Source organism: Anaerotignum lactatifermentans, assembly GCF_016902535.1.
Classification (GTDB): domain Bacteria; phylum Bacillota; class Clostridia; order Lachnospirales; family Anaerotignaceae; genus Anaerotignum; species Anaerotignum lactatifermentans_A.
Genome location: NZ_JACSNY010000017.1, coordinates 1 through 12,746, shown reverse-complemented (window position 1 = coordinate 12,746; position 12,746 = coordinate 1). Strand labels below are relative to the sequence as shown.

At 48.7% G+C, this 12,746-nt stretch carries 13 protein-coding genes, 5 tRNA genes and 1 rRNA gene; all 19 read right to left on the bottom strand.

The genetic code is table 11. The features are described from left to right. Positions 1–12: 12 nt before the first annotated feature. Positions 13–933: an EamA family transporter gene (locus H9X84_RS10960; protein WP_243423744.1), complete on the bottom strand. Its 921-nt coding sequence runs from the start codon at positions 931–933 to the stop codon at positions 13–15. A 171-nt stretch (positions 934–1,104) separates the two neighbouring features. Beyond that, positions 1,105–2,298, bottom strand: a complete 1,194-nt coding sequence (gene ilvA / locus H9X84_RS10955) for a threonine ammonia-lyase (protein ID WP_205134352.1) — start codon at positions 2,296–2,298, stop codon at positions 1,105–1,107. A 308-nt stretch (positions 2,299–2,606) separates the two neighbouring features. Then, on the bottom strand, positions 2,607–3,902 hold the full coding sequence (gene clpX, locus H9X84_RS10950; protein ID WP_205134351.1) for an ATP-dependent Clp protease ATP-binding subunit ClpX: 1,296 nt from the start codon (positions 3,900–3,902) through the stop codon (positions 2,607–2,609). 7 nt (positions 3,903–3,909) lie between these two features. Continuing rightward, positions 3,910–4,503, bottom strand: a complete 594-nt coding sequence (gene clpP / locus H9X84_RS10945) for an ATP-dependent Clp endopeptidase proteolytic subunit ClpP (protein ID WP_205134350.1) — start codon at positions 4,501–4,503, stop codon at positions 3,910–3,912. 88 nt (positions 4,504–4,591) lie between these two features. Next, the gene (tig, locus tag H9X84_RS10940) at positions 4,592–5,890 is read right to left on the bottom strand and encodes a trigger factor (RefSeq protein WP_205134349.1); all 1,299 of its coding nucleotides are present in this window, start codon (positions 5,888–5,890) and stop codon (positions 4,592–4,594) included. 159 nt (positions 5,891–6,049) lie between these two features. Beyond that, the gene (locus H9X84_RS10935) at positions 6,050–6,337 is read right to left on the bottom strand and encodes a DUF503 domain-containing protein (RefSeq protein WP_205134348.1); all 288 of its coding nucleotides are present in this window, start codon (positions 6,335–6,337) and stop codon (positions 6,050–6,052) included. Position 6,338: 1 nt separating this feature from the next. Continuing rightward, positions 6,339–6,761 carry a DUF1893 domain-containing protein gene (locus H9X84_RS10930; RefSeq protein WP_205134347.1) on the bottom strand — a complete coding sequence of 141 codons (423 nt, stop codon included), beginning with the start codon at positions 6,759–6,761 and terminating at the stop codon, positions 6,339–6,341. A gap of 13 nt (positions 6,762–6,774) precedes the next feature. Beyond that, positions 6,775–7,908: an aldo/keto reductase gene (locus H9X84_RS10925; protein ID WP_205134346.1), complete on the bottom strand. Its 1,134-nt coding sequence runs from the start codon at positions 7,906–7,908 to the stop codon at positions 6,775–6,777. A gap of 152 nt (positions 7,909–8,060) precedes the next feature. Beyond that, positions 8,061–8,132 (bottom strand) — tRNA-Gly (locus tag H9X84_RS10920). 96 nt (positions 8,133–8,228) lie between these two features. Beyond that, positions 8,229–8,300, bottom strand: a tRNA-Gly gene (locus H9X84_RS10915). A gap of 6 nt (positions 8,301–8,306) precedes the next feature. Next, positions 8,307–8,379, bottom strand: a tRNA-Phe gene (locus tag H9X84_RS10910). Positions 8,380–8,409: 30 nt separating this feature from the next. Beyond that, positions 8,410–8,493 (bottom strand) — tRNA-Leu (locus H9X84_RS10905). A 219-nt stretch (positions 8,494–8,712) separates the two neighbouring features. Further along, positions 8,713–9,267, bottom strand: coding sequence for a hypothetical protein (locus H9X84_RS10900; RefSeq protein ID WP_205134345.1), 555 nt, complete (start codon positions 9,265–9,267; stop codon positions 8,713–8,715). Next, positions 9,264–10,016 (bottom strand): permease prefix domain 1-containing protein, encoded by a 753-nt coding sequence (locus H9X84_RS10895; RefSeq protein ID WP_205134344.1) that lies wholly within the window; start codon positions 10,014–10,016, stop codon positions 9,264–9,266. Before H9X84_RS10895 ends, H9X84_RS10900 begins: the two co-directional genes overlap by 4 nt. Positions 10,017–10,040: 24 nt before the next feature. After that, positions 10,041–10,703: a hypothetical protein gene (locus H9X84_RS10890; protein WP_205134343.1), complete on the bottom strand. Its 663-nt coding sequence runs from the start codon at positions 10,701–10,703 to the stop codon at positions 10,041–10,043. Next, positions 10,700–11,422 carry a permease prefix domain 1-containing protein gene (locus H9X84_RS10885; protein WP_205134342.1) on the bottom strand — a complete coding sequence of 241 codons (723 nt, stop codon included), beginning with the start codon at positions 11,420–11,422 and terminating at the stop codon, positions 10,700–10,702. The genes H9X84_RS10890 and H9X84_RS10885 overlap by 4 nt, the downstream gene beginning before the upstream one ends. Next, positions 11,391–11,753, bottom strand: coding sequence for a PadR family transcriptional regulator (locus tag H9X84_RS10880; protein ID WP_205134341.1), 363 nt, complete (start codon positions 11,751–11,753; stop codon positions 11,391–11,393). Before H9X84_RS10880 ends, H9X84_RS10885 begins: the two co-directional genes overlap by 32 nt. 256 nt (positions 11,754–12,009) lie before the next feature. Next, a tRNA-Tyr gene (locus tag H9X84_RS10875) sits at positions 12,010–12,090 on the bottom strand. Between the two features lie 566 nt (positions 12,091–12,656). After that, positions 12,657–12,746, bottom strand: a 16S ribosomal RNA gene (locus H9X84_RS10870); the annotation flags it as partial.

Sequence of the window (12,746 nt, the reverse complement as noted above, 5' to 3'; positions counted from 1 at the left end):
CCAAACGCTTTTTTACGATTTTTTCGTTGCTTCTCTGCCGGGAGAGCGCAGTGACATCAGCAGCACCGTGCCTAAAATCAATACAAATCCCACCAGATCAATCCACTGGAACTTGGTATCCAAAAACAGGAACGATACCACAATGGCCGTCACCGGCTCCACCATGCCCAGCAGACTACCCATAAAGGGGCCTACCATGCTGACACCCTTCAGATACAGAGAAAACGCCACCGCTGTCCCTATGACAATTACACCAAACAGGGCGATGATCGTCCCGCTGTCCCAGATCAGGCCATAACGCCACGGCCATACGATCACGGTCAGGACGATGCCGCCAAAGAGCATACCATAGCCCACCACGGGATACACGCCGTATTTGCTCAGCATCTCCGCCGACAGCAAATTATAAGCCGCCGCACCGGCGGCGGAAGCCAGACCAAAAAACAGTGCCTGCTCTGTCAGCATCATATTGTGGATATTTCCATGAGTACTCAGCAAAAACACACCGCTGACCGCCGCAAATACCGCAATGACCTCCCTTCCTTTGGGCAGCCGCAGCCCGCGGATACATACAATGGCCAATATAACAAAGGGCGCTAAAGATTGCAGCACCGTAGCTGTTCCCGCGTTGGAATATTCCACGGCGGAAAAATAGAAATACTGACAGAACAGCATCCCAAAGACAGAAAAAATCAGCACCTTCCGAAGGTCCTTCCTGTCATGAAAAAAAGCATTCAAATCTTTCCCCATACGCCATCTGCCGATGGCCAGCAGCAAAATCCCAGCCACCAGCAGCCGCACAGAAACCAGCCAGTTGGAAGTCACGTCCTTCTGCTGAAAAAGATACTGCCCAAAGCATCCGGAGATCCCCCAGCAAATACCGCCGGCCAGTGTCAGCAGAATCCCCTTCTCTTTGCTTCCTTCCTTCTCCATTCTTCCTTCTCCCCCATCTCTTTTTCTTCGTTCTTTTCCCTTCGTCCTCTCAGACAAGGCTTATGCTTCATTATATCCTCTTCCCTTTCTCTGAACAAGGAGTTTTTGGCAAAAAAAGAACATTCCTCAAAAGAGGAATGTTCCTGTAAGAGCGAATGTTGTCAATGAGAATTACAGTACTTCAAAGCCTTTTGCTTTGATGGCAGCGATCATTTCATCGCTGTGTTCCTGATTTCTTGTTTCAGCAACGATGTCTACGATACATGTGCTTACCGCGATATCCTGTACCATACGATCGTGGTTTACTGTGAAGATGTTTGCGCCTGTTTCAGCGATTGCTGTCAGCAGCTGTGTCAGCTGGCCGGGTTTATCCATAACCATTACAGACAGTTTTGTGATTCTGCCGTTTGCCTGCAGAGCCTTGTCAATGATACGGTCCAGAACGTTTACGTCAACGTTACCGCCGGAGATGATGCAAACTGCTTTTTTGCCTTTGATGTCTACTTTGTTGTACATAGCAGCTGCTACGGAAACTGCGCCAGCGCCTTCTGCTACCATTTTGTGTTTTTCGATCAGTTTCAGGATTGCGGAAGCGATTTCGTCTTCTGTTACTGTTACAACGCCGTCAACATATTTCTGGCACATAGCGAATGTCAGGTCGCCGGGCTGTTTTACTGCGATACCGTCAGCCATTGTGCTTACGGAAGGCAGAGCAGCTGTTGTACCAACGTTCAGAGCGTTCAGCATGGAAGGAGCGCCTGCTGCCTGTACACCATATACTTTGCAGTTAGGGTTGATCTGTTTTACAGCGAAAGCAACGCCGCTGATCAGGCCGCCGCCGCCGATGGGGCACAGAACAACTTCTGCGTCTTTTACCTGTTCCATGATTTCCAGACCAACTGTACCCTGGCCTGCCATTACATATTCATCGTTGAAAGGATGCAGGAATGTGTAGCCTTTTTCCTGCTGCAGCTGAGTTGCCTTTGCAGCAGCGTCATCATATACGCCGGGAACCAGAACTACTTCTGCGCCATAGCTCTTTGTAGCTTCTACTTTAGCCATGGGTGCGGATTCAGGCATGCAGATTACAGCGGGGATACCTTTTTTCTGAGCAGCCAGTGCTACGCCCTGTGCGTGGTTACCAGCGGAGCAAGCGATAACGCCTTTTTTTGCTTCTTCATCTGTCAGGCTAGCTGTTTTGAAGTAAGCGCCTCTCAGTTTGAAGGAACCAGTTACCTGCATGTTTTCACATTTGATGTATACATCAGCTTCGGGGTTGATGTATGTGGACTGGAATACGGGTGTCTTTCTAGCTACGCCGTCCAGTACCTTTTTTGCGTCCTGCAGCATTTCCATTGTCAACATAAATAATCACTCCTGTTTGTTTTTATAACACGGACAATCGTTCTTAATTGTCCCTCTCTCATGTACGAGTTTATTATATCCCCGGGCTTTTCCAACGTCAATAGGATTTTGAGATTTTTTTCACATTTTTTTGATTTTTTCCCTTGTTTTTTCAATTTTCTTTCTATGAAACGCAAATATCCGCCACCGGCGTACCACCGCTCCAGCCCTTGTATACAATCCGTTTTCGACTCCCCCGAAAATTAAAAAAAAACAGAGGGTCCCCTTTTTACGGTGTTCCCTCTGTTCCATATTTTGTCATTTATTTATCAGGATGCGCTGGCGCCAGAATTCTGTTTTTTCTGACGCAGACGGTGCAGGGGCTTTCTGTTTTCATTGTAAACATATTCCGGCTCCGCCTTATTTTCCACGACATCTTTTGTGATAATACATTTTTCCACATTGGTCTGTGTGGGGATCTCGTACATCACAGGATTGATGAATTCCTCTACAATAGAGCGCAGACCTCTGGCGCCGGTCTCCCGTTCCATAGCCTTGTGGGCAATGGCCCGCAAAGCGTCCTCCCGGAACTCCAGCATTACGTCATCCAGCTCAAAGAGATATTCATACTGCTTTGTCAAAGCGTTTTTCGGCTCTGTCAGGATATGGATGAAGGCTTCCTCATCCAGATTATCCAGTGTCACAACCACAGGCAGACGCCCGATAAATTCCGGGATCAGGCCGTATTTCAGCAGATCCTGAGGCATCATGCTCTGAAGCAGCTCATCGTTGCTCTTATCCACCTTCTTGTGAACCTCCGCGCCAAAGCCGATGACCTTATGGCCCATACGATTCTGGATAATCTTTTCGATGCCGCCAAAGGCACCGCCGCAGATAAAAAGGATATTGGTGGTATCAATCTGGATAAATTCCTGATGGGGGTGCTTTCTGCCGCCCTGAGGAGGCACACTTGCCACAGTCCCCTCCAGAATCTTCAGCAGCGCCTGCTGTACGCCTTCGCCGCTGACGTCTCTGGTGATAGATACGTTTTCGCTTTTCTTGGTGATCTTGTCGATTTCATCAATATAAATGATGCCGCGCTCCGCGCGTTCCACATCATAATCCGCTGCCTGAATCAGCTTCAGCAGGATATTCTCTACGTCCTCACCTACATAGCCGGCCTCTGTCAAAGAGGTAGCGTCAGCGATGGCAAAGGGAACATTCAATACCTTCGCCAGTGTCTGTGCCAGCAGGGTCTTGCCGGTGCCGGTAGGTCCTACCAGCAGGATATTGCTCTTCTGCAGTTCCACAGACTCTGTCTTCGCATCCATATAAATGCGTTTATAGTGGTTGTAGACCGCAACGGCCAGAGCCTGTTTCGCTCTGTCCTGCCCAATGACATACTGATCCAGTGTGGCCTTGATCTCCTTGGGCTTCGGCACCTTAAATACCTCGTCCTCTCTGGCCAGTGTTTCGTATTCCTCGTCCAGAATATCGGAGCAAAGGTCGATACACTCGTCACAAATATATACATTAGGTCCCGCGATCAGTTTTTTTACCTGATCCTGCGTTTTTCCGCAGAAGGAACAACGCAGCTTGTTTGTTTCATCATTTTTACCGGCCATGCCGTTCTCACTCCTTTGTCTGGGGCTTTGTAATGACCTCATCGATCAGGCCGTAGGCTTTGGCTTCTTCCGCCGTCATGAAGTTATCCCGTTCGGTGTCTCTGGCAACTTCCTCTACGGTTCTGCCAGTATTTTCCGCCAGGATCTCGTTCATTTTCTTTTTGATCCGCAGAATATTTTCCGCCTGGATCTGGATATCCGTTGCCTGCCCTCTGGCGCCGCCGCTGGGCTGGTGGATCATCACTTCCGCGTTGGGCAGAGCGTAGCGTTTGCCTTTTGCGCCGCCTGCCAGCAGGAAGGCGCCCATGCTGGCTGCCATGCCAATGCAGATGGTGGAAACATCGGGACGGATATACTGCATGGTATCATAAATCGCCATGCCCGCCGTTACGGAGCCGCCGGGGCTGTTGATATACAGGTTGATATCCTTATCCGGGTCCTCCGCAGCCAAAAACAGCAGCTGTGCCACCACCAGGCTGGCTGTTACGTCATTTACTTCTTCCCCCAGGAAAATGATTCTGTCTTTCAGCAATCTGGAATAAATATCATAGGAACGTTCTCCACGATTGGTCTGTTCCACGACCATAGGTACCAAACTCATCTGAATCCCTCCTTTTTTTATTCAATTTATGAAACAGGCACAGATTTCCTGTGCCTGTCTCTTTCCAATGCAGATATTTCTGCCGATCTTACTTTTCGGGTTCTGTCAGAACTGCTGTGTCTTCGATGAGCTTCATAGCGGCTCTTACCAGCATATCCTGTTTCAGTGCTTCTTTGTCTTCTTCTCTCATCATTTCCAGCATAGTCTTGCCGTCGATGCCGTAGCTTTCGCCGTATTTTACAACTTCTGCGTCCAGATCTTCCTGAGAGATGGTCAGATTTTCTTCCTTCGCGATCTGTTCCAGCATCAGTCTAGCGTCAACGCTCTTCATGCTGGTGTCTTTGAAGTTTTCTCTCATGGCTTCTTCTGTTGTGCCCATGTACTGATAGTAGATATCCATGCTCAGACCCTGCTGCATGATATTCTGTTCAAATTCCTTCATCATGCTGTTGATCTTGTTATCGTACATTACCTGAGGTACTTCCATGGTGCAGTTTGCAACAGCAGCGTCCAGCAGCTTGTCACCCTGCAGCTGTTTTGCTCTTTCTGTCTTTTCTTTTGCCAGTTTAGCCAGAATGTCTGCTTTATATTCATCCAGTGTGGAGAATTCGGAAACATCTTCTGCAAAAGCGTCGTTCAGTTCAGGCAGTTCCTTTGCTGTGATGCCTTTCAGGGAGATTGCGAATACTGCGGGCTTGCCTGCCAGTTCGGGTGCGTGATATGCTTCGGGGAAAGTTACGTTGATATCGAAGTTTTCACCGATGGAGTGGCCTGCTACCTGATCCTCAAAGCCTTCAATGAAGGAATGGGAACCCAGTTCCAGAGAATAGTCCTCTGCTTTGCCGCCGTCGAAAGGAACGCCGTCTACGCTGCCTTCATAGTCGATTTTAACAACGTCGCCCATCTGTGCAGGTCTGTCTGTTACTTCCACGTTTCTGGCATTCTGTTTCTGTACTCTTTCCAGTTCTGCCATAACATCCTCATCTTTTACTTCTGCGTCCACCTTTTCTACGCTCAAACCTTTATACTGGCCCAGAGTAACTTCGGGTTTTACAGTTACGTCGATCAGGAATTTAACACCCTTTGCCTTGTCGATGTATTCCACGTCCAGCGTGGGAGCGGATACAACGTCCAGACCCAGCTCTTTGATAGCTGCCATGTATTCGTCGGGGAAAATATGGTTGATGGCGTCTTCATAGAAGAAGTTTTCGCCATACTGTGCTTCGATAAGTTTTCTGGGCACTTTCCCTTTTCTGAAACCGGGAAGGGCAATCTGGTTTTTGTTCTTGTTGTAAGCAAAAGCCAGACCTGTTTCCAGCACTTCCGGGCTTACTTCAAAAGAAAATTTTACTTCTGTTTTTTCTTTGCTGATCAATGTTGCGTTCATGATATGAAGCTCCTCCTTAAAATTTCGTATGCCGCGGCTTATTTCTGCGCCGCAGCTGTATCTGCGGTCCTTGAAAACCGCACAATCAAAGCATATTATAACACACCGTTTTTTGAAAATCTACTATTAAACGGAAAAAAAACCGTTCTTTTCGCCAATTTACAAAGAAATCAGCTCTGTTTGTGCAGAGATCAGCTCCGCTTCTGTATTTTTTTCCATAAAATCCAGAATATTTCCCACCATACTGTCCGCGTGGCGGCTTTCGTTGCTGACACAGGCAAAGCCTATGGTACAGATCTGATGAGTGTCCTGGGTATCCACTTCCGCCACGGAAACATTGAATTTATGTCTCGTCTTTTCCGTCAGACTTTTGACAACCATCCGCTTTTCCTTGAGACTGCCGACCCATTCCGCCCGAAACACGGCGATACAGCTGCCAATGACCATCCTAACGTCCCTCCTCTGTTTTGCGCCGCAGAACAGCATAGGCCCGTTCCGGCTCTGTTTCGCCGAGAACTGCCTGCTCCATAGGACACATCCCGTCTTTGTTCCGGTTGATGATATAGGGGACCAGTTTGCCATAGGAAAAATCCATTCCCGCCGCCTCCAGTACTTTGGCGGCGTGTTCACTCATTACTTCTCCGTAAACGGCCAGAACACCGCCATAAACCATCAGAAAAGCCGCCGCCTTTCCAATGACGCGGTCCGCCACAGCCGCTCCCCGCAGCAGCTGCGCATCTTCCGCCAGAAGCTCCATCATGGGCGCGATGCCCTTCTTTGCGGAGCAGCAGCTCTCTCCTTTTGCCCCCGCCAGAGAGAAGGTCACTCCCTCTTTCTCCAGCGCGGCCTTAGCCCTTTCCAATGCCTCCAATTTTCTCTCTCCTTTATTGATCCCAGATTCTGCCGTCCAGGTCCGCCTGCACCCGTTTCAGATCCGCCCGAATCGAAATCTTCTGGGGACAAGCCGCCTCACATTTGCCGCATTCTACGCAGTTTTTGGGTTTCTTTTCTTCTTCCATGCCTTCCCAGGGGAAACGCACACTTTCGTATTTCCGGTACGTATGATAGGTATTCCAGATCTTAAAACTCTTGGGAATATCCACGCCGTGGGGACAGGGCATACAGTACCGGCAGCCGGTGCAGCCATTCTGTATCCGCGCCTTTAATTCCGCCGCTGTCGTTTCGATAACCTCCCGCTCCGCCTCGTTCAACGGCCGGAAGGGAGAAAATGTGCGGATGTTGTCCTCCACCTGCTCCATGGTAGTCATGCCGCTGAGGATCACCTTGACATTGGGCAAACTGCCCACGAACCGCAGCGCGTAGGAAGCCACAGACGCCTTTTCATCCAGATCATAAAACCGCTGGTTCATTTCCGGCGAAAATCCCGCCAGAGCGCCGCCTCGTACCGGCTCCATGATAACCATAGGAACCCCCAGTTTTTCCGCCAACTGATAGCCCTTGATACCGGCCTGCTCCTCTGTGTCCATATAATTCAGCTGGATCTGGCAGAAATCCCATTTCCGATAGGTAAGGATCTCCTCAAAGACCTCATATTCATCATGGAAGGAAAAGCCCAGATAACGGATCTTTCCCTCTTTTTTCAGCTCCTCCAGCACCGGCAGAATGCCCAGATCCAATACGCCCTGCCATTTCTTCCGGTCCATGGTATGGAGCAGATAAAAATCAATGTGATCCGTTCTAAGACGATTCAGCTGATCCTGAAATACCCGTTTGGCGTCCTCGGCGTCTTTTAAAATCCAGGTCGGCATTTTTGTCGCCAGATAAAAAGAATCCCTGTCATATTTCTCCAGCACCCGCCCTACAAAAGGCTCGCTGGCGCCATCATGATAAAAATACGCTGTATCAATATAGGTCACCCCATGGGCCAGAGCATAATCCAGCATTTTTTCCGCTTCCGCCTCGTTAATCTTCCCATCGGGCAGGGTAGAGAAACGCATACAGCCAAAGCCCAGCATGGAAGGCTCCGCACCGATATTTTCCATTCTTCTTTTCTCCATAAAGTCCCCTCCTTTTTCGTTCATGATTCCACTGTTTTTATTTTATCACACTTTCCCTTTCAGGGAACAGACTTCTTTACGGCAGCAGCCATGTTTTTCTCCGTCTTTTTTCGCATATGCAAAAAAGAGAGTATCCGAAGATACTCTCTCAAAGCGCGAGACGAGATTCGAACTCGCGACCCTCGCCTTGGCAAGGCGATGCTCTACCACTGAGCCACTCGCGCATATTTGCTGACAAGAAATATTCTATCAAAGTTCTTTTCTCCTGTCAAGTTTTATTTTTTGGAAATCCGGGAGAGTATCCGAAGATACTCTCCGAAAGCGCGAGACGAGATTCGAACTCGCGACCCTCGCCTTGGCAAGGCGATGCTCTACCACTGAGCCACTCGCGCACAAAGTGCCCAGAACCGGAATCGAACCAGTGACACGAGGATTTTCAGTCCTCTGCTCTACCAACTGAGCTATCTGGGCATATACAGATTTCCACCATCAAAAGGAAGCTGCCCGAGACCGGGATCGAACCGGTACGAGTTTTACCTCGCAGGATTTTAAGTCCTGTGCGTCTGCCAATTCCGCCACTCGGGCTTATCCTGTCGTCGTTTGACGGCTTGTTTATAATACCAAAGAGAGATTCTTTTGTCAACACTTTTTTTCAATTTTTTTATCTTCCTTTTCTTCCCCGCGGGAAAATTCCCCTTGCCGGCCGCTCCAAAAGAACGCAAAACCGCCGGAATCCTGCCGCGCACAAAGAATTCCGGCGATGCTGATTTGATTTTAAACACATGGCTGTCACAGAAGTTTTCTTCAATATTCCGCCACAATATTCCCATCCTTATCCGTAGCGATCAAAGTCGCCGGATAGACCGCTTCTTCCGAGACAGTTCCGTGGATATTGCCGCCAAAGAAAATACCGTCCTCTCTCACCGGCAGCGTGCCTTCCATCAAAAGATTCTCTTCTCCATCCTCCAGCCGGAAGGAAACTTCCGCAACGCCGTCCTCTGTGCAGATACCAAAAAGAAAGTCATGGGTCCAGTAATATCTCGCCATGATCTTCTGGTCGTACTCCTCCAGATAAGACCGGGTGAAATATTCCCTTCCGGCGCCCGTCCAGAAAATTCCTCTGCGGCGCTCCATCATGCAGTAATAAAGATTCTCTCCGTCTCTGCCCAGCATAAGGTATTTTCCATCTCCACAGTCCAATTCCGCCAAAATCTCCTCACATGGCCCCACATGGTCCATTCTTTCACTGGCCCGGAAATATGCCTCCGCTGATAATTTCAGATCATGGAGCCACAGATACCCCCATACACAGACTGCCATCAGAAGGAGATACAGTACAATCTGTTTTTTTCTTTTCATTCCTCTCCCTCCTTCTGTGTCAGAGGAATCTCCATGGTAAAGCTGCGCTCCCCGTTTTCATAGATAATATTCAGCCATTGGGAATCCTCGGGAAAATCCTCCAGATAGGCGCTGATATCCCAATACAGCCCTTGCACATGATAGGTATCCTCGGTCCAGTCATCCACTTCCTTCACGTATTCCGCCCCATTATTGATCTCACAGTCATAGAGAGAAAATCTGCTGTTATACATTCCTCTCCAAAAAGGGCTTCGATAAGACAAATACCGAATCTCCATCGTGCCGTCCTCATGGTATTTCAGATTTTTCACAGAAAAAACTGTATCGTCAATTTTCACCTTTTGATCCACGTCTACTGTATATACCACGTCATTCTCCGCATACAACTCCGTAAAAAAGGTATCCACGGCGTCATATCCTGTCATCAGCGCCGTGCAGCTCACGCCAAAGAGCGCCGGTATCCCGAAAAACAGAAAGATCAGGATCAATGCCCTCCGGCAAAACAGCCAGATCCAGCCCAGAACCGGGTTGTGCTCCGCGTCTAAGGCCTTCCCCACTTCCTCGCTGTCTCCCATCCATTCCAGAGCCAGCTCTTCCGCCTGTTCCGCTTCGATACCCTGTGACAGCAGATCCTCGTATAAATCCTCCATATGCTCCCGCAGTTCCTCGGCAATGCCCCGGCGGTCAAAGCGGAAACGCACATGGGAAGTCACATCCTTTATGTATTTTTCAAAATGTTCTCTTTCCATGACGTTTCCTCCGTTTCTCTTCTCCTACTGCACTCTCACCCAGGTCTCGTTTTCTCCGCCGATTCGCACTTCCGAAAAACGATCTCCTGTGCCTTGGAAAAAGTTTCCACTTTCGTCTGTTCCATGGCGGAATGCCACATCTCCATCCGCGGTTCTTCCTTCCAGATAGCTGATAGAATAACCGTAGTCTGTGGACGCAACAACTTCCAGATCCAGTTTCTGACAGAAAAATCCATTTTCGTTTACCGGAATCGTCACATCCGCGGCAATCACCTCTTTGCGTTCTTCTTCGTCATATACCACTACCAGACAATCTACCTCCGTTACCTCCGGCAGCCGTGACAGTCCTAAAATCCAATTTTCCGCTGTGACCAATCCATCCACGTCATAGCGCATACTTTGATAGCCTTCTACCACTGTGCCTCTTGGCATCCGCCAGAACACGCCCAGATACCGTTCCACCGGCACCACCGAAAGCCCATCCATCCAGCGCCCTACGATAATCTCACTGCCGTCCTCTCTGTCATAGGTCAGCAAAATTTCCTCCGAAGGGCCGTAGCGCAGACCTGTTTCCACACTATGAAAAGCGCCTTCTTCTGTAAAATACAGTCCCTGCCGCCAAAAGGAAATCCCGGCGCAAAGGACGATGAGCAGTAAAAAAATAATGGTTTGTCTTCCTCTTCTCATTTCGCCGTCACCCGTCCTTCCGTCAGAGAGATCTCCAGAGGCATCCCATCCATCATAGATGCGGCCTCGGCATAAATCAGCAGTGTATCCGCATCGGCCGGCACCTCTTGCAGGCGCATCTGCCCTTTTCCGTAATATCCGCCGTTTTTGTAACCGCCGCCTCCAAGATGGTACTTTTCACCGTCTGCCAAAGCATCCATGTGAATGGACAGCGTCCAATAATTCCCTCTTTCCAGCGGATTGTGCCATGTGGCATAATCTACTGCCAAAGTGCCGTCCTCATAATAAACAATCTTGTCAATCATCAGCTTATCGTGATACAGCTGCTTCTCTATCTCAGGATAGATCGTATAGACTACGGCACTTTCAGAAGCAGGCTCCAATTCCTCTCGATACCCTCGGAGGATGCCCCATCCCGTATCCACTATGCCAAACACCGTTTTCAGAACCAGCAGGACACACACAACCCCCAGTACCAGCCATGTCCAGCCCAATACGGGATGATGCTCCCGATCCAGAGCCTTCCCTACTTCCTCGCTGTCTCCCATCCATTCCAGCGCCAGCTGTGCCGCCTGCTCCTCCTCCATCTCCTGGGAGCACAGATCCTCGTACAGATCCTCTATATGGTCCGCTATCTCCTGCCGGATCTTCCCCCGCTCAAACGGAAAGCGGACATGGGATACCACCTCATTCAAATATTGTTCCCATCTCTCCCGCATAACTACTCCCCCTTAGGACGCGTTCCACGGAGCCGCAGAAGGCGTTCCAGTCCTTTTTCTCCTCTGCCAGCTGTTCCTTGCCTTTTCCGGTGATGCGGTAATACTTCCGTTCCTTGCCGCTTTCCGTTTTGGAACGGTAGGACTTCACCAGACCATTGTTTTCCATGCGATGGAGTACAGGATAGAGTGTGCCTTCCTTGAACTGGAACACATTCTGGCTCCGCTCGCTGATTTCCTTGATGATCTCGTAGCCGTAGCAGTCCTTTTCTGCCAGCAAAGACAGCAGCATCAATACCGTACTTCCACCGATCAAGCCTTTATCAATTGCCATGCTATCCCTCCTTTTTATACTTAGATTCTCTAGGTATATTATACCTTGTACATCTAGGTATGTCAATCTGTTTTTGGGGATATTGTGTGGATATATGCTCTGTTTCTGTGGAAAAGGAAAAATTCCTGTGGATAAAAGAAACACCTCTGTGGAAAAGACTGTGGATAGAGCAGTTTATCCACAAAAAAGAGACTTCTCCTGTGGAAAAGTCTCCTGCAAAACAAAAAAGACAAGCATTTCTGCTTGTCTTAAAAACTGGGCGGAGAAGGATTCGAACCTTCGAAGCTATCGCAACAGATTTACAGTCTGCCCCCTTTGGCCACTCGGGAATCCACCCATATAATGGAATCATTTTTCGTTTATGAGTTTCCGACCCTGCGATTGCTTTGCAATGCACGAGGAAACGAATGAAAAATGATGGAATGGTTTTTCTTCCGCTAGGAAGAAAAAATACTCCTTATTCGGAATCATTTTTCGTTTATGAGTTTCCGACCCTGCAATTGCTTTGCAATGCGCGAGGAAACGAATGAAAAATGATGGAATGGTTTTTCTTCCGCTAGGAAGAAAAAATACTCCTTATTCGGAATCATTTTTCGTTTATAAAATCCCGCCCATGCAATTGCTTTGCAATGCACAAGGGATTTTATGAAAAATAACGGAACGGTTTTTCTTCCGTTAGGAAGAAAAAACATACCTTATTTACTTGGAATCATTTTTCGTTTATGAGTTTCCGACCCTGCGATTGCTTTGCAATGCGCGAGGAAACGAATGAAAAATGATGGAATGGTTTTTCTTCCGCTAGGAAGAAAAAATACTCCTTATCCGGAATCATTTTTCGCTGATAAATCCTGCGCCATGAACACTCAAAATAGAATAGTGATGAACTCAACCTATACTCCATAGAAAGGAGGTGATCCAGCCGCACCTTCCGATACGGCTACCTTGTTACGACTTCACCCCAGTCACTGGCTTCACCTTCGGCGGCTCCCTCCT

Coding starts and splice junctions, on each gene's coding strand:
- H9X84_RS10960 (WP_243423744.1), bottom strand. CDS start 933: ATGGAGAAGGAAGGAAGCAAAGAGAAGGGGATTCTGCTGACACTGGCC.
- ilvA (WP_205134352.1), bottom strand. CDS start 2,298: ATGTTGACAATGGAAATGCTGCAGGACGCAAAAAAGGTACTGGACGGC.
- clpX (WP_205134351.1), bottom strand. CDS start 3,902: ATGGCCGGTAAAAATGATGAAACAAACAAGCTGCGTTGTTCCTTCTGC.
- clpP (WP_205134350.1), bottom strand. CDS start 4,503: ATGAGTTTGGTACCTATGGTCGTGGAACAGACCAATCGTGGAGAACGT.
- tig (WP_205134349.1), bottom strand. CDS start 5,890: ATGAACGCAACATTGATCAGCAAAGAAAAAACAGAAGTAAAATTTTCT.
- H9X84_RS10935 (WP_205134348.1), bottom strand. CDS start 6,337: ATGGTCATTGGCAGCTGTATCGCCGTGTTTCGGGCGGAATGGGTCGGC.
- H9X84_RS10925 (WP_205134346.1), bottom strand. CDS start 7,908: ATGGAGAAAAGAAGAATGGAAAATATCGGTGCGGAGCCTTCCATGCTG.
- H9X84_RS10900 (WP_205134345.1), bottom strand. CDS start 9,267: ATGAAAAGAAAAAAACAGATTGTACTGTATCTCCTTCTGATGGCAGTC.
- H9X84_RS10895 (WP_205134344.1), bottom strand. CDS start 10,016: ATGGAAAGAGAACATTTTGAAAAATACATAAAGGATGTGACTTCCCAT.
- H9X84_RS10890 (WP_205134343.1), bottom strand. CDS start 10,703: ATGAGAAGAGGAAGACAAACCATTATTTTTTTACTGCTCATCGTCCTT.
- H9X84_RS10885 (WP_205134342.1), bottom strand. CDS start 11,422: ATGCGGGAGAGATGGGAACAATATTTGAATGAGGTGGTATCCCATGTC.
- H9X84_RS10880 (WP_205134341.1), bottom strand. CDS start 11,753: ATGGCAATTGATAAAGGCTTGATCGGTGGAAGTACGGTATTGATGCTG.